We start from the raw sequence: 20,410 nt of genomic DNA on the forward strand, positions 1-20,410 counted from the left end.
CTTAAAGGGAATTAGGTATGCGCTTGTTTCGCGTGACTTCGATTTTTTCGTTGTGGGCATTGGCGTTTTCGGCGACGGCGCAGCAGTTGCCGGTCGAGGTGCTGAGTGCGGTGGTCAAGGACCAGAAAATCGCCGACGCCGAAGTGCTGGTGCAGCGCAATGGCGCGCAGAGCGTGGTCGGCCGTACCGATGCGCAAGGTCAGGTGACCCTGACCACCGATTTCGCCGATGACCCCAGCAATCTGCTGATCATCAAGAAAACCGGCTATTCCAACCTGGTGGTCAAGTGCCCGTGCAGCGGCATGACCTACGCCATCAGCCCGGTGATGCAGAACCTCGACGGCCTGCGTGTGGTGCTGACCTGGGGCGCGACCCCGAGCGACCTCGATTCGCACATGATCTTCCCCGGCAACAACATCTACTTCCGCCAACAACAAGGCGATGATGCCCACCTGGATGTCGACGATATTGACAGCTACGGTCCGGAAACCATCACCCTGGAAAAGAAACACTACGGCGAAAGCTACGTCTACGCCGTGCATGACTACAGCAACCAGACCCGTCCCGCCTCGCAGCAACTGTCCAACAGCCAGGCCAAGGTCTTCGTCTACATGGGCCAGTCGCTGGTGCGTACCTACTATGTGCCGCAGAACCGCAGCGGCAACCTGTGGACCGTGTTCCGCATGACCGGCAACGGCGACTTCCAGGACATCAACACCCTCAGCGGCGTGACCGTCGACGCGCAGGACGTGTTGAACGAAGTATCTCCACTGCTCGACGACAAAGTGGAAGTGGCCGCCGTTGCCGTCAGCAGCAGTGCGCAGGCTGACGCGAAAACCCTGAACCGCAAGGGTGAAGAGGCTTACCACGCCGGCAACCTGCAACAGGCCATCGACTTCTACCGGCAGGCCATCGAGCTGAACAATGGCTACGGTCAGGCGTACAGCAACCTTGGCCTGGCCTACCAGAAAGCCGGCAATACCGCCGAGTCGATCTGGGCCAACCGCAAGGCTATCGCCCTGGCCAGCGGCAATTCGGCGGCTACCGTGCGTGCCAGTTCCTACTACAACATCGCGCGTATCTACGAAGCGGCCGGCCAATTCGCCGATGCCCTGCGTCACTATCAGTTGGCCAAGCAGCAGAAGGCCAACCCGGTGTACGACAAAGCCATCGAGCGTGTGCAAAACCGCTGATCCGGCGTTAAGGCTGGTCTGATAACGCGCCTTCGCCGGCGCGTTATGCATTTATGGAGGTTGTTATGCGGGTTCTGATCGTTGCCTTGCTGTTGTCTCTCTGGAGCGCCGTTACCCAGGCCGCCGGGCCGCTGGTGTTCGCCACCATCGACCGCAGTGGCTGGCCGGGGTCGCTGGCCACCGAAGCGGGTTTCGACACCGCTTCGCGTGCGGAAATCCTGATGTTCGGCAAGGTCCTGTTGGCCAGCGAGGCGCTCGACGATGCCACGCTGCAGCAGCGCCTGGGCATCAAGAGCCTGGACCATCACTCGGTCGAGCAGGTGCGCGAGCGTTTCTGGATACGCTTGCTCAGCGGTTACCACAGTGCCAGCCAGGACTGTGAAGGCGCCGCATTCTGCCCGCCGGTACGCAACCTGGACGACTTGCGGCAGCTGGCCCAGGGGTTCACCGCGACGGCCAGCCCGGCCTATGACGCGTGGGCCCAGGCGAGCCGGCGGTTTCATGAGCAATACCTGAACGAGCAACTGCGCCTGGCGGCCTTGTTCCCGAAGGTCAGCAGCGAGATCGAGCGTTTCGACAATGCTGAATTGATGGGCGACGAGCTGGCGGACCGGCAGTTCCTGCTGACCTTCGACGACGGCCCGACAGCGATGGGCGGTCATACCGATACCATGACCAACCTGCTGCGCGCCAACGACCTGCATGGTCTGTTCTTCGTCCTGGGCGAGCCGTTCCAGGCGCGGCTGCGCAAGTCGTCGCCGGCGCAGATGCGCGAGCTGTACGACGGCCAGTGCGTGGCCCTGCATGGCTGGGAGCACAAATCCCACAGCGCCTGGAGCGAATGGCAGCAGTCCGTCACCCGTTCCGCGACCCTGGTGCGCGGTACGCTGCCGGACGACTACCAGCCGCTGTTTCGCCCGCCCTATGGCCAGCGCTCGAGCGACAGTGCGGCGTTCTTCAAGGCCCAGGGGATCAAGGTGATGCTCTGGGGCATCGACTCCCAGGACTGGAGCAAGACCATCAGCGCCAGCGCAGCGAGCCAGCGGGTGCAGACCCTGATGCTGCTGTGGCGTCGCGGGATCATTCTGTTCCACGACATTCACAACAAGGCGCCTACCGCGGTGCCAGCGCTGATTGCCGCGAACACGGGCAATGGCGTGAAGTGGGTGGATTGCCGCGCGACGCGGTGAGTGCGTGGCGAGTATCTCGCCCCGGTGAATGCAGCACGAGCGCCAAGTGGCGCTCGATGGCTCGCGATACACCCTGAAAAACACCCTGTACCCCTCGTCGCACGTGGTTCTCCCTCCCCCTGTATCATCCCGTATCCTTTCTTCCCCGACCTTTCCCGACCGCTGTGCCAGGCTGCAAGGCAGGTCAGCGGTCAAAGGAGTGACAGCTCATGCACGACACCCTCGAACAGGTCTTCGGTTATCCACAGTTTCGTCCCGGCCAGGAGGCAACGGTCGGTGCGGTGTTGGCCGGACGCTCGGCGGCGGCGATTTTCCCCACCGGGTCCGGCAAGTCCCTGTGCTATCAGTTGCCGGCCCTGTTGCTGCCGCACCTGACCCTGGTGGTCTCGCCATTGCTGGCCCTGATGCAGGACCAGCTGGCATTCCTCCAGGGGCGTGGTATCGCTGCGGCGAGCATCGATTCGGCGCAGGGCCGCGATGAGGCCAACGAGGTGATGGCGCGGGCGCGCCGCGGAGAATTGAAGATCCTGATGATCTCGGTGGAGCGCCTGAAGAATGAGCGTTTCCGCAATTTCCTGCAGCAGGTGCGGATTTCCCTGCTGGTGGTGGACGAGGCGCACTGCATCTCCGAGTGGGGCCACAACTTTCGCCCCGACTACCTCAAGCTTCCGGACTACCAGCGCCAGTTCCACATTCCCCAGGCGCTGCTGCTGACCGCTACCGCGACACCCAAGGTGATCGCCGACATGCAGGCGAAATTCGCCATCGCCGCGCCGGATGTAGTGACCACCGGTTTCTACCGGCCCAACCTCAACCTGCTGGTGGAGCCGGTGCGCGGCCAGGACAAGCGCCAGCGCCTGGTGCAATGGCTGGGCGCGCGCGCCGGTCAGCCGAGCATCGTCTATGTCACCCTGCAGAAAACCGCCGAGCATATCGCCGAGCATCTGGGGCGCCACGGTATCCAGGCCAAGGCCTATCATGCCGGCCTGCCCCATGAGCAGCGCGAGGCGATCCAGCGCCAGTTCATGGCCGGCCAATGCAATTGCATCGTCGCCACCATTGCCTTCGGCATGGGGATCGACAAGAGCGACATCCGTAACGTGGTGCATTTCGACCTGCCCAAATCCATCGAGAACTACAGCCAGGAAATCGGCCGTGCCGGGCGTGACGGCCAGCCTTCCGACTGCCTGGTGCTGGCCAACCGCGACAGCCTCAACGTGCTGGAAAATTTCGTCTACGGCGACACGCCGGAGCTGGAAGGCATTCGCTGGGTGCTGGACGAACTGCAGGGCGCGGCACCCGACGGGCAGTGGGAATTCCTGCTGGGGCCGCTCGCGGATCAGAGCAACATCCGCCAGCTGCCGCTCAAGACGCTGCTGGTGCAGCTGGAACTGCGCGGCCTGATCGCGCCGCGTTACGCCTACTTCGCCGAGTACCGTTTCAAGTTCATCGAGGAGCCAGAGGTGCTGCTGGCGCGTTTCGAGGGCGAGCGCCGGGACTTCGTGGCGGCGATCATCGAGACGTCCAGCCGCGCCCGCACCTGGGCCACGGTGAATTTCGAGGCGCTTTACCAGCAGCACCAGGCCGAGCGCAGCCGGGTGGTGAAGGCTTTGGACTACTTCCAGGAAAAGGGCTGGGTGGAGCTTGAAAGCAAGCAGATGACCGAGGTCTACACCCTGCTGGATACGAGCTTCGATGCCGACGGCTTGAGCCGGCAACTGCATGCCTATTTCAAGCAGCATGAAAGCGGCGAGATCGCGCGGATCCACGCCATGCTCGATCTGTTCGCCACCGAGCAGTGTCTCGGGGCACGCCTGGCCCGATATTTCGGCGACGACCAGGCGCCCCAGCGTTGCGGGCATTGTTCGGTGTGCCACGGCCAGGTAGCGCGCCTGCCGGAGCCGCCGGCGCTACCCGCGCTTGTGGATAAAAACTTCGAGGCGCTGTGCGGCGAATTTATCCACAGGCACCAACAGCACTGCGGCACCGTTCCGGAGGCGGAACGGCTGACGCGCTTCCTGTGCGGGATCAGCGTGCCGCTGTTCACCAGGCTCAAGGCCAGGTCGATCCCGGGGTTTGCGGTGCTGGAGGATTATCCCTACGCCGAAGTGCGCGACTGGGCCGAACATCGTCTTAAAAACTGAGGTGCGCCGGTGGCCATTGGCGCGGGGTTTGCCGATCCCCTGGGCATGGGTTGAAATAGGCGTCGCCTGATCGATCGCTATCGAGAGCGCTTTTGCGATCACCTTGCCGTGGTTGCCCCAGATCCCCAGCCCCGAGACCTGCTCCATGACCGACCGCATGCCCCAACGTACCGACTACCGCCATTTCCAGCCGATCGTCACGCGCTGGCACGACAACGATGTCTACGGCCATGTGAATAACGTCACCTACTACAGCTTCTTCGATACGGCGGTGAATACCTACCTGATCGAAGAGGGCGGCCTGGATATCCACGATGGCGAGGTGGTGGGCTTCGTGGTGAGTTCGGCTTGCGATTATTTTGCGTCGATCGCCTTTCCCGAGCGCATCGAGATCGGTTTGCGTGTCGGCAAGCTGGGCAATAGTTCGGTGCAGTACGAACTGGCGGTGTTCAAGGCGGGGGAGGCCGATGCCTGTGCGGCAGGGCGCTTCGTGCATGTGTTCGTCGACCGGGCAACGAATCAGCCGGTGGGAATTCCGGCAGGACTGCGCACGGCGCTGGAGCGGTTGTTGGTGCCGTCTTGAAAAGACCGCAGCCCTCGGGCGGCTCCTGGGGTTCATCCCGGGGGTGATGAACCGGTCTTGCAGGAGCTGCCGTCAGGCTGCGGTCGTTTTGTCAGCGGGCTGCGACCGTTTCAGGTCTTAGTCGCGCCAGTGACGCTTGTGCTTGCGATGCCCATAGGCATGGCCGCGTCCCGGGTGGTCGTCGCGGTAGTAGCGACGGTCATCGTGATCGCGGTAGCGACGATCGTCGCGATCGCTGGAGTTGCCCATATGGTTACCCAGCGCACCGCCGACGCCACCGCCCGCTGCCGCGCCGATCAGGCTGCCGGTGGTGCCGCCCATGCTGCGACCGACCACGTTGCCGCCGGCTGCGCCCAGCGCACCGCCGATAGCGGCTTCGCCGCGGCTGCGTTTGTCCGCGCCGACCGCACTGCCACCCGCGCCGCCCAGGGCCGCGCCGATGGTCGAACCGGTGTTACCACCAATCGACTGGCCGACGACCGAGCCTAGAACCCCGCCCAATGCGCCACCTACACCCGCTTCAGTGGTGCCGCCAGCGGAGGCGATGCCGCTGACCAGGCCAAGGGACAACAAGAGAATCGAGGAGAACTTCATAGGGGAACCTCAAGGGGATGACGGCGCGATCCTGAGGCTGCGACGAGGCGCTTACAATCGAAATCCGACGAATAGCACGAGTTGTACACAATCTCATAACTTATTGTTTTTAATGCGGAACTTAAGTGATTTTCGCGTGTCTGTAGCTACTTGGAAAAGGCCGCTTTCGTAGGAAAGCGGCCTTTTTTGTGGGCGGGATTTATGGAGATGGCATGGCGTCGAGAGTGCTTTGCCTCATCTGTAGGAGCGCAGCTTGCGCGCGATAAACGATAACGCGGTGTTTCAGATATTCCGCGTTGTCACTATCGCGGGCAAGCCTCGCTCCTACCGAGCCATCAGGCTGTCCTGGCCATGATCAAACCGCTGTCGCTGGCTGCCTCCAGGCGGATCGCGACGAACTTCGAGGTCGGGGTGTGGCTGCCGTCCCCGATGCTTTCCAGCGGGACCAACGGGTTCACTTCCGGGTAGTAGGCGGCTGCCTGCCCCGCCGGAATATCGAATGCCAGCAGGGTAAAGCCCTTGACCCGGCGTTCGCGGCCGTCATCCCACAATGAAACGATGTCGGCTTTCTGCCCTGGCTTGAAGCCCAGGCGGATGATGTCGGCTTCGTTGACGAACAGCACGTCGCGCTGGCCCTTGACCCCGCGATAGCGGTCGTCCAGGCCGTAGACCGTGGTGTTGTACTGATCGTGAGAGCGCATCGATTGCATGATCAGGTCCGGCACCTGCCCGGTGGCGCGGGTGCGTTCGTGCAGCAGGTCCTTGGGCAAAAGGTTCGGGCGGAAGTTGGCGCGGCCCGACGGCGTATTCCAGCGCCGGGCGCCGGCGGTGTTGCCGAGGTAGAAGCCGCCCGGATTCTGCAGCCGCTCGTTGAAGTCCTTGAAGCCGGGAATGGTGTCGGCGATCAGATCGCGGATGCGGCCGTAATCGGCCACCAGCCAGTTCCAGTCCACCGGATGGCTGCCCAGGGTGGCGGCGGCGATGCCGGCGAGGATCGCTGGCTCCGAGCGCATCTGCGGCGACAGCGGCTGCAACTGGCCGTTGGAGGCGTGGACCATGCTGAAGGAGTCTTCCACGGTCACCGCTTGCGCACCCGCGCTCTGCAGGTCGATGTCGGTGCGCCCCAGGCACGGCAGGATCAGAGCCTCCTTGCCATGGGCCAGGTGGCTGCGGTTGAGCTTGGTGCTGATTTGCACGGTCAGGTCACAGTTGCGCAGGGCCTGGAAGGTCCGATGGCTGTCCGGGGTGGCTTGGGCGAAGTTGCCGCCCAGGCCGATGAAGACTTTCGAGCGGCCGTCGAGCATGGCGTGGATCGCCTCGACCACGTTGTGGCCATTACTGCGTGGCACCTTGAAGCGGAAGCGCCGCTCCAGGGTATCGAGGAAGGCCACGGGCGGGCGTTCGTTGATGCCCATGGTGCGGTCGCCCTGCACGTTGCTGTGGCCGCGCACCGGGCACAGGCCTGCGCCCGGGCGGCCGATGTTGCCGCGCAGCAGCATCAGGTTGGCGATTTCCTGGATGGTCGGCACCGAGTGGCGATGCTGGGTGATGCCCATGGCCCAGCACATGATCACGTTCTTGCCCTTGGCGTACATGCGCGCCGCTTGCTCGATCTCCACCAGGGTCAGGCCGGACTGCTCGACGATGTCGTCCCACGGGGTATCGTCGATGACGCTCAAGTAGTCGAGAACGGCGGCAGTATGTTCGTTGAGGAAGTCATGGTCGAACACGGCCGGCGCGCCGGTCTTCTGCGCATCGCGCTCCCATTGCAGCAGGAACTTGGCCATGCCGCGCACCACCGCCATGTCGCCGCCCAGGGCCGGGCGGAAGTAGGCGGTGTTGGTCGGCTTGTTGCCGTTGGTGAGCATCTCGATCGGATGCTGCGGATGCTGGAAACGTTCCAGGCCGCGCTCTTTCAACGGGTTGATGCACACCACCTGGGCGCCGCGCTTCACTGCTTCGCGCAGCGGTTCGAGCATCCGCGGATGGTTGGTGCCAGGGTTCTGGCCCCAGACGAAAATCGCGTCGGCATGCTCGAAGTCATCGAAGGTCACGGTGCCCTTGCCGACCCCGATGCTCTGCGCCATGGCCACGCCGCTGGCCTCGTGGCACATGTTCGAGCAGTCGGGGAAGTTGTTGGTGCCGTAGGCGCGCACGAACAACTGGTAGAGATAGGCGGCTTCGTTGCTGGCGCGACCCGAGGTATAGAACTCGGCCATGTCCGGACTGGGCAGCGCGCGCAGGTGCTTGCCGATCAGGGCGAAGGCCGCGTCCCAACTGATGGGCTGGTAGCGATCGGTTTCGGCGTCGTAGCTCATGGGTTCGGTCAGGCGACCCTGGTATTCGAGCCAGTAGTCGCTCTGTTCCAGCAGCGAGCTGACGCTGTGCTTGGCGAAGAACTTGGCGTCCACCCGGCGTTTGGTGGCTTCCCAGTTCACCGCCTTGGCGCCGTTCTCGCAGAACTTGACCATGCCGCTTTCCGGCGAGTCGCCCCAGGCGCAGCCCGGGCAGTCGAAACCGCCGTTCTGGTTGGTCTTGAGCATCATGCGGATGTTTTTCAGCGCGTTGTCGCTGGTCAGCCAGGCCTGGGCGACGCTGATGAGCGCGCCCCAGCCGCCAGCGGGGCCCTTGTAGGGTTTATAGCGCGGGGTGGGTGTCTGGTCGGCTTGATGATGAGTGCTCACGCTTGATTTTCCATGGCTGGGCTGTAGACCCGCGGCGCACTTTTCTGCGGCAGGTGGATGAGGTTGAGGTTGTGCCGGCGCGCCCATTGCAGGGCCAGGCCGGTGGGGGCCGACAGGCTGACCAGGGTCTGGATCCCGGCGCGCAGGACTTTCTGGATCAGCTCCAGGCTGCAGCGGCTGGTGACGATGGCCACGCCGCCGGCCGTGGCGATGTCCTGGCGGACCAGTGCGCCGATCAGCTTGTCGAGGGCGTTGTGCCGGCCGATGTCTTCACGGCCCAGCAGCAGCTCGCCGCGGTCGTTCATGAACACCGCGGCGTGCACCGCACCGCTGTGCTGGCCCAGCGGCTGGAAGGCGCCGATGCGCTGGCGCAGGCCGTCGAGCCATTGGGCCGGCGGCAAGGGCGCGCCGGGCAGCACCTTGAGGTCCGGCAGGGCCTGTTCCACGGCTTCCACGCCGCACAGGCCGCAACCGCTGGTGCCGGCCAGCTGGCGACGTTGCTGCTTGAGGTTCCAGAAGGCGCGGCTGGAGATCTGCACCTGGGCGTACTGGGCCGAGCCGCTGCCGCTCAGTTGCAGGTCATAGATGTCCGAAGCGTCATCGATGATGCCGCTGCCGAGGCTGAAACCGACGATGAAATCTTCCAGGTCGCTGGGGGTGACCAGCATCACCGCCTGGCTGATGCCGTTATAGGCGATCGCCAGCGCAACTTCCTCGGCAAGCGCGGTGCTGGCCGATTCCGTGCGGTCGAGGTTGCTGTAGCTGTAGCTCTGACTGGCAGCGGGCGCGGGTGTTTTCGGGGCGGGCGTCGCGCAAGCCGGGCGCTGGGTTTTCATGAGGCACCACCGGCGGAATATCCAGACCTAAGACTAAGCGCGTCAAAGTGTCGCGTCTAATTGCTAGTACTGATGTTCCGATAGATGACGTCGATCAAGCCCCGGTCGGCGATTTCCTGTACAGCGCGAAGCAGGCTTCGGCCAGCGCCGAACGCGGCGCGCCGCGGCGCATGATCAGGCCCAGCTGGGCCAGGGTATGGGCATCGCCTATGGGTTGCAGGCGCAGGTCGTCGGTCAGGCTCTCCAGGCCGCCGCCCAGGGGCATCACGGCGCAGCACAGGCCGCCATGGACCATCTGCACCAATTGATGCACGGCATCGGTTTGCAGCAGCGGTTGCGGGGTGAGGCCGCGGCTGTGGAAGTTGTGGTCGATGGACTGCCGGAAATGCATGCCGCTGGTCAGCATGCCCAGCGGCAGTTCGGTCAGTGCCTCCCAGCTCAGGGGCTGGTCGCCGAAGTCGAAGAAGCGTTGGTCGTAGAGCAGGCCCATGCGGGTTTCGCCCAGCGCCAGGGTCTCGAAACGTTCGCCGTCCAGGCGTTCCAGGTAAGACACGCCCAGGTCCAGGCGATTGCTCGCCAGTTGTTCGAGGATCTGCTCGGAGCTCAGGGCCGACAGTTCGAAGCGCAGGCTCGGGTGGGCCTGGTGCAGCTGCTGCATCAGCGGCAGCGGATCGAAGCTCGACAGCGGCACCACTCCCAGGCGCAAGGTGCCGACCAGGTTGCCGCGACAGGCCGCGGCCTCGGCCTGCAGCCCGTCGTAGGCGGCGAGCACGCTGCGCGCCCAGGCCAGCACCCGTTCGCCCGGGGCGGTGAAGCCCTCGAAGCGCTGGCCGCGATTGACCAGTTGCAGGTCGAGTTCCTCCTCGAGGCTGCGCAGGCGCATGGACAGGGTCGGCTGGGTGATGTGGCAGCGGGCGGCGGCTTGGCCGAAGTGGCGGGTTTCGTCGAGGGCGATGAGGAATTTCAGCTGTTTGATGTCCATCTTCGCTCCTGGCGGCGGGGGGGTGGGCGATTCTAGCGCGCTTGCCGTGCACCGCGTCATTGGTCGATTTTGAACCTCGCCCGCGCGGGCTGGTCTAGTCTTTCGCGTCTGGACCCATAAAACCCAAGGAGTGTGCACCATGAGTATTTTTAGCTTTGTGAAAGAAGCGGGCGAAAAGCTTATCGATTTGTTGACGCCGGGTAACGCCAATGCGAGCGAACAGCTGAAGGAGCACATCGCCAAGGTCGGCCTGGGCAACCCCAACGTCCAGGCTACCGTGGAAGGCGACAAGGTCATCGTGACCGGCGAAGTCGCCAGTCAGGAAGAGAAGGAAAAGATTCTCCTGGCCGTAGGCAACATTGCTGGTGTCGGCAGTGTGGACGACCAGATCACCGTCGCCGGCCCCGTGGCCGCTGCCGCGCGTTTCGTCACCGTGAAAAAGGGCGATACCCTCAGCGCCATTGCCAAGGCCGAATACGGCGACGCCAACAAGTACAACAAGATTTTCGAGGCCAACAAGCCGCTGCTGTCGCACCCGGACAAGATCTACCCGGGCCAGGTACTGCGTATTCCGGAATGATTGCGTAACGACCTTCGAGGGCAAGCCTCGCTCCTACGAGAGCGAAGCTTGCTCGCGATAAAGCCCTGAGTCACAACCCCTCGATCAACGCTCGATAATCCCCCACCGCGGCAAACTCCGCCGTGTCTTTCGGCCCTTTGCGGCTGTCCGGTTCACTCACCGCCAACAGATGGGCCACACCAAAACTGCGCGCGCTGCGCAGGATCGGCAGGGTGTCGTCGATAAACAGGCTGCGCGCCGGGTCGAAGCCGAGGTCCGCTTGCAGGGCGTCCCAGAACTGCGGGCTCTCCTTGGCGAAACCATAGTCGTGGGAGCTGATCAGCCGCTCGAAGTAGGGAGCCAGCTCGACTCTTTCCAGCTTCAATGACAGCGAGTCGCGGTGTGCGTTGGTGATCAGCACCACGCGTTTGCCGGCCTGCCTGAGCGCCGCCAGGAAGGTGTCGGCATCCGGGCGCAGGGCGATCAGGTGGGCGGTCTCCAGCTTCAGTTCGCGCACCGGCAGTTTCAGCTCGGCGCTCCAGAAGTCCAGGCAATACCACTGCAATTGTCCGGCGTTACGCTCGAACAGCGGCTGCAGCTCCATCTCCGCCATGGCGCGGCTGACCCCGTGCAATTCGGCGTAGCGTTGGGGCAGGTGTTCCAGCCAGAAGTGGTTGTCGTAGTGCAGGTCCAGCAGGGTGCCGTCCATATCCAGCAGAACGGTGTCGATGTCGCGCCAGGGCAGTGAAGGCATGGAAAACGTCTCGCACGGTAGAAAGATATCCGACACAAACAATCGGGAAAGCCGCGCTATAGTAGCGCGTTCACGCCAAGGAGCCCTTTATGCGCCAGAAACCCACCGTACTCGCCCGCGAGATCGTCGCCACCAGTCGTCTGTTTTGCGTCGAAGCGGTGCAGTTGCGCTTTTCCAACGGTGAGGAACGTACCTACGAGCGCCTGGTAGGCAAGGGCAACGGCTACGGCGCGGTGATGATCGTGGCGATGCTCGATGCCGACCATGCGGTGCTGGTCGAGGAGTATTGCGGCGGTACCGACGCCTACGAGCTGTCGCTGCCCAAGGGCCTGATCGAGCCCGGCGAGGACATGCTGGCCGCGGCCGAGCGCGAGCTCAAGGAAGAGGCCGGTTTCGGCGCGCGACAGTTGGAGCACCTGACCGAACTGTCGCTGTCCCCCGGCTACATGAGCCAGAAGATCCAGGTGGTGCTGGCCACCGACCTCTATGAAGAGCGGCTGGAAGGCGACGAGCCGGAGCCGATGCGCGTGGACAAGATCAACCTGCGCGAGCTGTCGAGCCTGGCGCAGAATCCGCAGTTCACCGAGGGGCGCGCCCTGGCGGCCCTGTATCTGGCCCGCGACCTGCTGACCCAGCGTGGGGTGTTTCAGGCATGAGCCAGCCCACCCTGAATTTTCCCCATCCGTTGCTGGCCCCGGTGGTCGACCTGGCCCTGAAGGCGGGCGAAGCCATCCTGCCGTTCTGGCGCGCCGATGTCGCGGTCAGCAGCAAGGCCGACGACTCGCCAGTGACGGCGGCCGACCTGGCGGCCCATCACCTGATCGTCGCGGGCCTGACCGCGCTGGACCCGAGCATCCCGGTACTTTCCGAAGAAGACGCCGATATCCCCCGCGAGGTGCGCGCCGGCTGGCGGCGCTGGTGGCTGGTGGACCCGCTGGACGGCACCAAGGAGTTCATCTCCGGCAGCGAGGAGTTCACGGTCAACATCGCGCTGGTCGAACAGGGCCGGGTGGTGTTTGGCGTGGTGTCGATGCCCACCAGCGGACGCTGCTATTTCGGCGGCGCCGGCCTCGGCGCCTGGCGTGCGGACAAGGGCCAGGCGCCGGTCGCGATCCGGGTGCGTGATCGCCTGGCGGCCGGCGAAGTCTTCACCGTGGTCGCCAGCCGGCGGCACAGCAGCCCCGAGCAGGAGCGTCTGCTGGCCGGGCTGAGCGCGACCCTGGGCGAGTTGCAACTGGCGAATATCGGCAGTTCGCTGAAGTTCTGCCTGCTGGCCGAAGGCGCGGCGGACTGCTACCCGCGGCTGGCGCCCACCTCGCAGTGGGACACCGCGGCGGCGCAAGGCGTGCTGGAAGGCGCGGGGGGCGAGGTGCTGGACCTGGACGGCGCGCCGTTCTGCTACCCGGCGCGGGAGTCGCTGCTCAATGGCTTCTTCCTGGCGCTGCCGGCCAAGGCCGCGTGGCGTGGGCGCCTGCTGGAGCTGGCGCGAGGCTGAGGGCGAGCGCTTTGCGCTCGATCGCGAGCAAGCTCGCTCCTACAGGAATGATGCGCACCACGAAATGGTGCTGTATCAGCGCGACCCCGTGTAGGAGCGAGCTTGCTCGCGAAAACATCTACCGGTGCAACACATACTGCCCGGTAAAGCGCACCGCATCTTCATCGCTGCCGGCATTCACCACCCGGGTATGCAGGATCAGCCGGGCCCGGCCATAGCGCTGGTACATCGCCAGGAACCGCTGCCACACCTCGTCGCCGGGCGCGGCGCAGATGGCCGTGGCATCGCTGGTCACCGGCAGCGGGTAATTGATCTGTCCTTCCTGGATCACGATGTGTCCATCGTCGACCCCGGCCTCTTTCAGCCGCAGGTGCAGCCAGCCCCAGCCAGCCAGTACCGCGCCGCAATACAGGCTGCCGCCGAACATGGTGCTCTTGTGGTTGACGTTGGCCTCCAGCGGCAACTGCAGGCGCAGCTCCCGGTCGTGCCAGTCGAGCACTTTCAGGCCCATGTCCCGCGTCAGGGGAATGTCGTGATGGAGGATGGATTCCAGGTAACGACTGTCGCGATTCATGCGGGGCCTCGGTGATAAAAGGGGGGCTTTGACAAGGTTAGTCGGCATCGATCAGTCGATTTCGTCGCCACCGGCACTGTGGCCGCTGTCGCCGAACGTCAGGCCGTGCTTGCGCAGTTTGTCGTGCAGGGTCTTGCGCGGTATGCCCAGGGCTTCGGCCAGGCTGCGCAGCGAGTTGTGCGAGCGCGCCAGCTCGGCGGCGATCAGGCTCTTTTCGAAGTTCTCCACCTGTTCGCTCAGGCCGCCCTCGATCATGGCCGGGGCCGGCTGTGGCGTACCGTCCGGCGCGCTGTTGTCCAGGGCCAGCTCCAGGCCGAGGGCGAAGCGTTCGGCGGCGTTCTGCAATTCGCGCACATTGCCCGGCCAGCTATGGCGCAGCAGCAGGGCGCGTTGCCCCGGCTGCAACTCGTGGGGCGGCAGGCCGTGGCGGGCGCTGGCCTCGTCGGCGAAATGCTGGAACAGCAGCAAGGCGTCCTCGCCGCGCTCGCGCAAAGGCGGGATGCGCAGCGGCGCGACATTCAGGCGGTAGTACAGGTCGGCGCGGAAGCGCCCCTGGTCGGCGGCCTGGCGCAGGTCTTCCTTGGTCGCGGCGATGATGCGGATGTCCAGCGGGATCAATTGATTGCCACCCAGGCGTTCCACCACGCGCTCCTGCAACAGGCGCAGCAGCTTGACCTGCACATCCAGGCTCATGCTTTCGATTTCATCGAGGAACAGCGTGCCGCCGTTGGCGAACTCGAACTTGCCGATGCGGCGCTTCTGCGCGCCGGTGAAGGCCCCCGGCTCATGGCCGAAGAGTTCGCTTTCGACCACCGATTCGGCCAGGGCGCCGGCGTTGATCGCCACGAACGGGCCGTTGCGCCGGCTCGACAGGTCGTGCAGCGCCCGCGCTACCACCTCTTTGCCGGCACCGGTTTCGCCGAGGATCAGCACATCGGCGCGGGTCGCCGCCAGGGCGCCGATCTGTTCGCGCAGACGCAGCATTGGCGCCGACAGCCCGACCAGCCGCGCGCTGAGTTCCTGGCGGTCGCTCAGGGCCAGGCGCAGGCTGCGGTTGTCCAGCACCAGGCGGCGCAGGGCCAGGGCCCGGCGCACGCTGTCGAGCAGGGCGTCGCTGGCGAAGGGTTTTTCCAGGAAGTCATAGGCGCCGGCGCGCATCGCCTGCACCGCCAGCGGCACGTCGCCGTGGCCGGTGATCAGCAGCACCGGCAGTTCCGGGTCCTGGCCGTGCAGCTCGCCGAGCAGTTCGAGGCCGTCCATGCCGGGCATGCGGATGTCGCTGACCACCACCCCCGGCCAGTCGCGTTCCAGCCGCGCGGCCAGGCCCTGGGCCTCGCCCAGCGGCAGGATCTTCAGGCCGGCCAGGTCCAGGGTCTGGCTCAGGGCCTGGCGCAGGTGCGGATCGTCGTCGATCAATACCACCTGCACGTCGCTGGTGATCGGTGTGCTCATACGCTGCGGTCCTCGGACGGTTGCAGGCTCACTCCCGGCGCGCCGGCGCGCAGCCGCAGGGTAATCAGGGCGCCACCTTCGCGGTGGTTGGCGAACGACAGTTCACCGCCGAAGGCACGCATCAGGGTGTCGCAGATCGCCAGGCCCAGGCCAAGCCCCTGGGTCCGGGTCTTGGTGGTGTAGAAGGGCTCGCCGGCGCGGCCCAGGGCTTCCATGCAGAAACCCGGGCCGTTGTCGCGAATGTAGAGGTTGACGCCAGTGGCGGTGGATTCGGCACTCAACCAGAGTTTGCGCGGCGGGCCCTTCTCGGTCAGGGCGTCCAGGGCATTGGCCAGCAGGTTGCCGAGCACCTGGCGCAGGCGGGTTTCCCCGGCCTCGACCCACAGGGTGGCCGCCGGCAGGTCGCGGATCAGCTCCACCTCCATCGCCCGCCGGCGCTTGGCCAGCAGCGCCAGGGCGTCGTCCAGCGCCGGTTGCAGGGCGACGCTTTCCGGGGCATGCCGGTCGCGCCGGGCGAAGGCGCGCAAGTGGGCGATGATCGAGGCCATGCGCCCGGTCAGCTCGCTGATCAGCTTGAGGTTGCCGCGGGCATCCTCGGTGCGCTGGTGGTCGAGCAGCACCTCGGCGTTTTCCGCGTAGCTGCGGATCGCCGCCAGGGGCTGGTTGAGTTCATGGCTGATGCTCGCCGACATGGTGCCCAGGGCCGAGAGCTTGCCGGCCTGCACCAGGTCGTCCTGGGCGCGCACCAGTTCCTGCTGCGCGTGTTCGCGTTCCAGGACTTCCTGTTTCAGGCGGCGGTTGAGCCCTTCCAGGTCGCTGGTGCGTTCGGCCACGCGTCTTTCCAGCTCGCGGCGGGCCTTGGCTTCGAAGGCGATGCGTTCCAGGTAGTGGCGCCGCCGCTGCATCATCAGGCCGAGCAGCAACATCAGCACCAGCAGGGTGGCGCCGCCGACCGCGACCACTGTGCGCACCGGGCGATCGATCAGGGTGCGCGGGGCGAGGATGCTCACGCTCCAGCCGGTTTCGTCGATTTGCCGGGTCTGGGTCAGCCAGGCGCTGGAGTCGAGGTTCAGCGGCCGGGGATCGCGGGTCGGGTAGGGCTGGATGGCGACGATGGCCTTGTTCTCGTCTGCGCTCAGCGGGCGGGTCGAGCGGAAACGCCATTCCGCCCGCGAGGTGAGGATCACCACGCCATTGTGATCGGTGACCACCAGCTGTTCGGGGGTTTTGCCCCAGAGGCTCTCGGTGTGGTCCAGGTCGACCTTGACCACCAGCACGCCGATGATTTTCTCGCCCTGGCGCACGGCGGCGGCGAAGAAATAGCCGCGCTTGGCCGAGGTGGTGCCCAGGCCGAAGAAGCGCCCCAGGCGCCCGGCCATGGCCTCGCTGAAATACGGGCGGAAAGAGAAATTGCGGCCGACGAAACTGTCGTGCTTGTCCCAGTTGGACGCCGCCAGGGTGTTGCCGGCGGTGTCCATCAGGTACATGACTTCGGCCCCGGTCTGCGCGCTGATGTTGTTCAGCAGGCGGTTGGCGTTGCCCTGGGTGACGCCGTCGTCCGGCGCGCCGAGGACCGCGCGCAGCGCCGGCAGCTCGCCGAGGATCTGCGGCAGCACTTCATAGCGGTGCAGGGTGCCCAGCAGGTTGGCTACATACAGGTCCAGGGTCTGGCGGTTCTGGCCCGCCAGTTCGCTGCGGTAGTAACGCTCGGCCAGGTGCTCCAGCGGCCACAGCAGCGGCGCCAGGCACAGGGCCAGCAAAGCCAGGCTACGCCAGCGGGGGCGTCGGGGAAGGGGTGGGGTCATGGGGGCCATGCGCCTGTGGGTACAGGCGCATTATGCCAAGGCTCTGTAGGAAAAGTGCCTGCGCCTGCCGACTTTTCGTACAGCCCTCAGGACTGACCGGCCAGGCACTCGCGCAAGGCGTTGCGCCATTGCGGCTGCGCCACGCCCCACTCGCGTGCCAGGCGGCTGCAATCGAGACGCGAGTTCAAAGGCCGCCGCGCGGGTGTCGGGTAAGCGCTGGAGGGAATCGCCTCCAGGGTCGCGCAGGCCTTGCCCTGGGCCAGCAGATGTTCGCCGATGGCCTGGGCGAAGCCGAACCAGGAGGTTTCACCGTCCGCGGTCAGGTGATAGGTGCCCCATGCTCCCGGCGTGCCGGCCTGCCAGCGCTCGATCAGGGCGGCGGTGCTGGTGGCGATGGTGCTGGCCCAGGTCGGCGCGCCGATCTGGTCGGCCACCACGCGCAGGTGCGGTTTTTCCTGCAACAGGCGCTGCATGGTCAGCAGGAAATTTTTTCCGGTGTTCGAGTACACCCAGCTGGTGCGCAGGATCAGGTGCGCGCCGCCAACCGCGGCGATGGCCCGTTCGCCGGCCAGTTTGCTCTGGCCGTAGACGCTCAGCGGGTTGGGTTCGTCGTCCTCGGTGTAGGGCGCAGGCTTGCTGCCGTCGAAGACGTAATCGGTGGAGTAGTGGATCAGCGGAATGCCCAACGCCTGGGCTTCCTCGGCAAACACCCCGGGTGCGCTGGCATTGATCGCGAAGGCCAGCTCCGGCTCGCTTTGCGCCTGGTCGACGGCGGTGTGGGCCGCGGCATTGATGATCAGGTGCGGACGCAGGCTGCGCACCTGCTGGCGAATCGCATCCGGCTGCGTCAGGTCGAGCCGCTCGCGCCCCGGCACGATCAGTTCGTACTGGTTGCCCAGGTGCTGCTGCAAGGCCTGGGACACCTGGCCGTGCTGGCCGCTGATCAGGATCTTCAGGCGTCCGCTCATGGAAACAGCTCGGCTTCGCTGAGCAGTTTGCCGGCCTGGTCTTTCGCCGAGAGCTGCGCCGGGCCTGTGAGCTGCCAGTCGATGGCCAGGGTCGGGTCGTCCCAGCGAATGCAGCGTTCGGCCGCCGGGGTGTAGTAGTCGGTGGTCTTGTAGAGGAATTCGGCGTACTCGCTCAGCACCACGAAACCGTGGGCGAAACCTTCCGGAACCCACAGCTGGCGATGGTTGGCCGCGGACAGGCGCACCCCCAGCCACTGGCCGAAGTGCGGCGAGCTGCGGCGGATGTCCACCGTCACGTCGAGCACTTCGCCCGCCACCACCCGCACCAGTTTTCCCTGGGTGTTCTCGATCTGGTAGTGCAGGCCGCGCAGTACGCCCTTTTGCGAGCGCGAATGGTTGTCCTGGACGAAGGGCGCGTGCACCCCGGTCGCCTCCGCAAACGCCCGGGCATTGAAGCTTTCGTAGAAAAAACCGCGCTCGTCGCCGAAGACCTTGGGTTCGACGATCAGCACGCCGGGCAGTTCGGTGGCCAGTACTTTCATTGGGCTTCTCCCGCCAGGCTGTAGAGGTATTGGCCATAACCGGTCTTGCCGAAGTACTTGGCATGGGCCAGCAGGTGGTCGCGATCGATCCAGCCCTGGTTGTAGGCGATCTCCTCGAGGCAGGCGACTTTCAGGCCCTGGCGGTGCTCGATGGTCTGCACGTACTGCGAGGCTTCCAGCAGGCTGTCGTGGGTGCCGGTATCGAGCCAGGCAAAGCCACGGCCGAAGCGTTCGACGCTGAGGTCGCCGCGTTGCAGGTAGGCGTTGTTGACGTCGGTGATCTCCAGTTCGCCGCGCGCCGAAGGCTTGACCGCCTTGGCGATGCTGACCACCGAGTTGTCATAGAAGTACAGCCCGGTCACCGCGTAGCTGGACTTGGGATGCAGGGGCTTTTCCTCGATGGACAGCGCGTTGCCCTGTTCGTCGAAGTCGATCACGCCGAAGCGTTGCGGGTCCTTGACCCAGTAGCCGAAGACGGTCGCTCCCGAGGCCTTGCGGGCGGCGTTCTGCAGCTTCTCGGTGAAGTGCTGGCCGTGGAAGATGTTGTCGCCCAGGATCAGGCAGACGGGATCGTCGCCAATGAATTCCTCGCCGATCAGGAACGCCTGCGCCAGGCCGTCCGGCGACGGCTGCTCGGCATAGCTGAAGCGCACCCCGAACTGGCTGCCGTCGCCCAGCAGGTTGCGGTACTGCGGCAGATCCTGCGGAGTGGAAATCAGCAGGATGTCCTTGATGCCGGCCAGCATCAGCACCGAGATCGGGTAATAGATCATCGGCTTGTCGTAGACCGGCAGCAGTTGCTTGGAAACCCCCAGGGTGATCGGGTGCAGGCGAGTGCCCGAGCCGCCCGCCAGAACGATACCTTTCATCATGCGATCAGATCCTTGAAGTCGGTGAAGCCAAGTCGTTGTCCCTGGTAGCTGCCGTCCTGCACGCGCTGGCACCATTCCTGATTGTCCAGGTACCACTGCACGGTCTTGCGCAGGCCGCTGGCGAAGGTTTCCTGCGGCACCCAGCCGAGCTCGCGCTCGATCTTGCCGGCGTCGATGGCGTAGCGCAGGTCATGGCCGGGGCGGTCCTGGACGAAGGTGATCAGGTCGGCGTAGTGCTGCACGCCCGCAGGTTTTTGTGGCGCCAGTTCTTCCAGCAACTGGCAGATGCCGCGCACCACGTCGATGTTGGTCTGCTCGTTGTGGCCGCCGATGTTGTAGGTCTCGCCGACCACACCTTCGCTGACCACCTTGAGCAGGGCGCGGGCGTGGTCTTCGACGAACAGCCAGTCGCGCACTTGCAGGCCGTTGCCGTACACCGGCAGCGGTTTCCCGGCCAGGGCGTTGAGGATCACCAGCGGGATGAGTTTTTCCGGGAAGTGGAACGGCCCGTAGTTGTTCGAGCAGTTGGTGATCAGCACCGGCAGGCCGTAGGTGCGCTGCCAGGCGCGGACCAGGTGGTCGGACGCGGCCTTGCTGGCGGAGTAGGGCGAGCTGGGGGCGTAGGGCGTGGTTTCGGTGAACAGGTCGTCGACGCCGTGCAGGTCGCCGTACACCTCGTCGGTGGAAATGTGGTGGAAGCGAAATGCGCTTTTTTCCGCTGCCGGCAGGCGCTGCCAATAGGCGCGCGTGGCTTCCAGCAGGCTGTAGGTGCCGACGATATTGGTCTGGATGAAGTCCGACGGCCCGTCGATGGAGCGGTCGACATGGGATTCCGCGGCCAGGTGCATGATCGCCTGGGGCTGGAAGCGTTCGAGCAGCGCACTGACGGTGGCCTGGTCGACGATATCGGCCTGGACGAATTCGTAGCGGGTATCGGTGGCGATGCTCGTCAGCGACTCCAGGTTGCCGGCGTAGGTCAGCTTGTCGAGGTTGAGCACTTCGTGCCCGGTATTGCGGATCAGATGGCGAACCAGCGCCGATCCGATGAAGCCGGCGCCGCCGGTAACGAGAATGCGCATAGTGCTTAGCCTTTTTCCCTAAGACGTGGAGTCGCGAATGTTGCATAGCTTGTCGGCAGCCAGCGGCCGCTGCAAGGGCCGCCGACGTCTGGTCCGGGTGTTTC

General features: G+C 65.0%; 19 protein-coding genes. 7 read left to right on the forward strand and 12 right to left on the reverse strand.

Annotation, left to right across the window (positions count from 1 at the left end):
- The first annotated feature begins 17 nt into the window (after positions 1–17).
- From TO66_RS01495 to TO66_RS01510, 4 genes are all read left to right on the forward strand, one after another.
- Entirely contained in the window at positions 18–1,193 is a 1,176-nt protein-coding gene (locus TO66_RS01495; protein WP_044460652.1) for a tetratricopeptide repeat protein, read from the forward strand.
- A 65-nt stretch (positions 1,194–1,258) separates the two neighbouring features.
- Positions 1,259–2,383, forward strand: a complete 1,125-nt coding sequence (locus TO66_RS01500; RefSeq protein ID WP_044460653.1) for a polysaccharide deacetylase family protein — start codon at positions 1,259–1,261, stop codon at positions 2,381–2,383.
- 209 nt (positions 2,384–2,592) lie between these two features.
- On the forward strand, positions 2,593–4,527 hold the full coding sequence (locus TO66_RS01505) for an ATP-dependent DNA helicase RecQ (RefSeq protein WP_044460654.1): 1,935 nt from the start codon (positions 2,593–2,595) through the stop codon (positions 4,525–4,527).
- Between the two features lie 145 nt (positions 4,528–4,672).
- Entirely contained in the window at positions 4,673–5,110 is a 438-nt protein-coding gene (locus TO66_RS01510; RefSeq protein ID WP_044460655.1) for a thioesterase family protein, read from the forward strand.
- Between the two features lie 117 nt (positions 5,111–5,227).
- Here TO66_RS01510 and TO66_RS01515 read toward each other — a convergent pair whose 3' ends face one another.
- The 4 genes from TO66_RS01515 to TO66_RS01530 form a co-directional block, all read right to left on the reverse strand.
- Complete coding sequence (locus tag TO66_RS01515) at positions 5,228–5,704, reverse strand: glycine zipper domain-containing protein (protein ID WP_044460656.1); 477 nt, start codon at positions 5,702–5,704, stop codon at positions 5,228–5,230.
- 335 nt (positions 5,705–6,039) lie between these two features.
- The gene (locus tag TO66_RS01520) at positions 6,040–8,388 is read right to left on the reverse strand and encodes an FdhF/YdeP family oxidoreductase (protein ID WP_044460657.1); all 2,349 of its coding nucleotides are present in this window, start codon (positions 8,386–8,388) and stop codon (positions 6,040–6,042) included.
- Positions 8,385–9,224 (reverse strand): formate dehydrogenase accessory sulfurtransferase FdhD, encoded by an 840-nt coding sequence (gene fdhD / locus TO66_RS01525; RefSeq protein WP_044460658.1) that lies wholly within the window; start codon positions 9,222–9,224, stop codon positions 8,385–8,387. Before fdhD ends, TO66_RS01520 begins: the two co-directional genes overlap by 4 nt.
- 94 nt (positions 9,225–9,318) lie before the next feature.
- Positions 9,319–10,206 carry a LysR family transcriptional regulator gene (locus tag TO66_RS01530; protein WP_044460659.1) on the reverse strand — a complete coding sequence of 296 codons (888 nt, stop codon included), beginning with the start codon at positions 10,204–10,206 and terminating at the stop codon, positions 9,319–9,321.
- A 139-nt stretch (positions 10,207–10,345) separates the two neighbouring features.
- Here TO66_RS01530 and lysM point away from each other — a divergent pair, with 139 nt between their 5' ends.
- The gene (gene lysM / locus TO66_RS01535; protein ID WP_044460660.1) at positions 10,346–10,786 is read left to right on the forward strand and encodes a peptidoglycan-binding protein LysM; all 441 of its coding nucleotides are present in this window, start codon (positions 10,346–10,348) and stop codon (positions 10,784–10,786) included.
- Positions 10,787–10,856: 70 nt separating this feature from the next.
- Here the strand turns inward: lysM and yrfG are convergent, their stop codons facing one another.
- Positions 10,857–11,519 carry a GMP/IMP nucleotidase gene (gene yrfG / locus TO66_RS01540; RefSeq protein WP_044460661.1) on the reverse strand — a complete coding sequence of 221 codons (663 nt, stop codon included), beginning with the start codon at positions 11,517–11,519 and terminating at the stop codon, positions 10,857–10,859.
- Positions 11,520–11,608: 89 nt separating this feature from the next.
- Here yrfG and nudE point away from each other — a divergent pair, with 89 nt between their 5' ends.
- On the forward strand, positions 11,609–12,175 hold the full coding sequence (gene nudE, locus TO66_RS01545; RefSeq protein ID WP_044460662.1) for an ADP compounds hydrolase NudE: 567 nt from the start codon (positions 11,609–11,611) through the stop codon (positions 12,173–12,175).
- An 11-nt stretch (positions 12,176–12,186) separates the two neighbouring features.
- Positions 12,187–13,014: a 3'(2'),5'-bisphosphate nucleotidase CysQ gene (gene cysQ, locus TO66_RS01550; RefSeq protein ID WP_044465921.1), complete on the forward strand. Its 828-nt coding sequence runs from the start codon at positions 12,187–12,189 to the stop codon at positions 13,012–13,014.
- Between the two features lie 118 nt (positions 13,015–13,132).
- Here cysQ and TO66_RS01555 read toward each other — a convergent pair whose 3' ends face one another.
- From TO66_RS01555 to rfbB, 7 genes are all read right to left on the reverse strand, one after another.
- Complete coding sequence (locus TO66_RS01555) at positions 13,133–13,588, reverse strand: YiiD C-terminal domain-containing protein (RefSeq protein WP_044460663.1); 456 nt, start codon at positions 13,586–13,588, stop codon at positions 13,133–13,135.
- Positions 13,589–13,639: 51 nt separating this feature from the next.
- A complete protein-coding gene (locus TO66_RS01560) occupies positions 13,640–15,040 on the reverse strand; it encodes a sigma-54 dependent transcriptional regulator (protein ID WP_044460664.1) in 1,401 nt (466 codons plus the stop codon).
- Complete coding sequence (locus TO66_RS01565; RefSeq protein WP_044460665.1) at positions 15,037–16,845, reverse strand: ATP-binding protein; 1,809 nt, start codon at positions 16,843–16,845, stop codon at positions 15,037–15,039. Before TO66_RS01565 ends, TO66_RS01560 begins: the two co-directional genes overlap by 4 nt.
- An 86-nt stretch (positions 16,846–16,931) precedes the next feature.
- Positions 16,932–17,813 carry a dTDP-4-dehydrorhamnose reductase gene (gene rfbD / locus TO66_RS01570; RefSeq protein WP_044460666.1) on the reverse strand — a complete coding sequence of 294 codons (882 nt, stop codon included), beginning with the start codon at positions 17,811–17,813 and terminating at the stop codon, positions 16,932–16,934.
- On the reverse strand, positions 17,810–18,355 hold the full coding sequence (gene rfbC, locus TO66_RS01575) for a dTDP-4-dehydrorhamnose 3,5-epimerase (RefSeq protein WP_044460667.1): 546 nt from the start codon (positions 18,353–18,355) through the stop codon (positions 17,810–17,812). Before rfbC ends, rfbD begins: the two co-directional genes overlap by 4 nt.
- Positions 18,352–19,227: a glucose-1-phosphate thymidylyltransferase RfbA gene (gene rfbA / locus TO66_RS01580; RefSeq protein ID WP_044460668.1), complete on the reverse strand. Its 876-nt coding sequence runs from the start codon at positions 19,225–19,227 to the stop codon at positions 18,352–18,354. Before rfbA ends, rfbC begins: the two co-directional genes overlap by 4 nt.
- On the reverse strand, positions 19,224–20,306 hold the full coding sequence (gene rfbB / locus TO66_RS01585; protein WP_044460669.1) for a dTDP-glucose 4,6-dehydratase: 1,083 nt from the start codon (positions 20,304–20,306) through the stop codon (positions 19,224–19,226). The genes rfbA and rfbB overlap by 4 nt, the downstream gene beginning before the upstream one ends.
- Between the last annotated feature and the right edge of the window lie 104 nt (positions 20,307–20,410).

Source organism: Pseudomonas sp. MRSN 12121 (assembly GCF_000931465.1).
Lineage (GTDB): Bacteria > Pseudomonadota > Gammaproteobacteria > Pseudomonadales > Pseudomonadaceae > Aquipseudomonas.

Bases quoted from the DNA above. Each gene is read 5' to 3' on its own strand.
- TO66_RS01495 (WP_044460652.1), top strand. From the start codon at position 18: ATGCGCTTGTTTCGCGTGACTTCGATTTTTTCGTTGTGGGCATTGGCG.
- TO66_RS01500 (WP_044460653.1), top strand. From the start codon at position 1,259: ATGCGGGTTCTGATCGTTGCCTTGCTGTTGTCTCTCTGGAGCGCCGTT.
- TO66_RS01505 (WP_044460654.1), top strand. From the start codon at position 2,593: ATGCACGACACCCTCGAACAGGTCTTCGGTTATCCACAGTTTCGTCCC.
- TO66_RS01510 (WP_044460655.1), top strand. From the start codon at position 4,673: ATGACCGACCGCATGCCCCAACGTACCGACTACCGCCATTTCCAGCCG.
- TO66_RS01515 (WP_044460656.1), bottom strand. From the start codon at position 5,704: ATGAAGTTCTCCTCGATTCTCTTGTTGTCCCTTGGCCTGGTCAGCGGC.
- fdhD (WP_044460658.1), bottom strand. From the start codon at position 9,224: ATGAAAACCCAGCGCCCGGCTTGCGCGACGCCCGCCCCGAAAACACCC.
- TO66_RS01530 (WP_044460659.1), bottom strand. From the start codon at position 10,206: ATGGACATCAAACAGCTGAAATTCCTCATCGCCCTCGACGAAACCCGC.
- lysM (WP_044460660.1), top strand. From the start codon at position 10,346: ATGAGTATTTTTAGCTTTGTGAAAGAAGCGGGCGAAAAGCTTATCGAT.
- yrfG (WP_044460661.1), bottom strand. From the start codon at position 11,519: ATGCCTTCACTGCCCTGGCGCGACATCGACACCGTTCTGCTGGATATG.
- nudE (WP_044460662.1), top strand. From the start codon at position 11,609: ATGCGCCAGAAACCCACCGTACTCGCCCGCGAGATCGTCGCCACCAGT.
- TO66_RS01555 (WP_044460663.1), bottom strand. From the start codon at position 13,588: ATGAATCGCGACAGTCGTTACCTGGAATCCATCCTCCATCACGACATT.
- TO66_RS01560 (WP_044460664.1), bottom strand. From the start codon at position 15,040: ATGAGCACACCGATCACCAGCGACGTGCAGGTGGTATTGATCGACGAC.
- TO66_RS01565 (WP_044460665.1), bottom strand. From the start codon at position 16,845: ATGACCCCACCCCTTCCCCGACGCCCCCGCTGGCGTAGCCTGGCTTTG.
- rfbD (WP_044460666.1), bottom strand. From the start codon at position 17,813: ATGAGCGGACGCCTGAAGATCCTGATCAGCGGCCAGCACGGCCAGGTG.
- rfbC (WP_044460667.1), bottom strand. From the start codon at position 18,355: ATGAAAGTACTGGCCACCGAACTGCCCGGCGTGCTGATCGTCGAACCC.
- rfbA (WP_044460668.1), bottom strand. From the start codon at position 19,227: ATGATGAAAGGTATCGTTCTGGCGGGCGGCTCGGGCACTCGCCTGCAC.
- rfbB (WP_044460669.1), bottom strand. From the start codon at position 20,306: ATGCGCATTCTCGTTACCGGCGGCGCCGGCTTCATCGGATCGGCGCTG.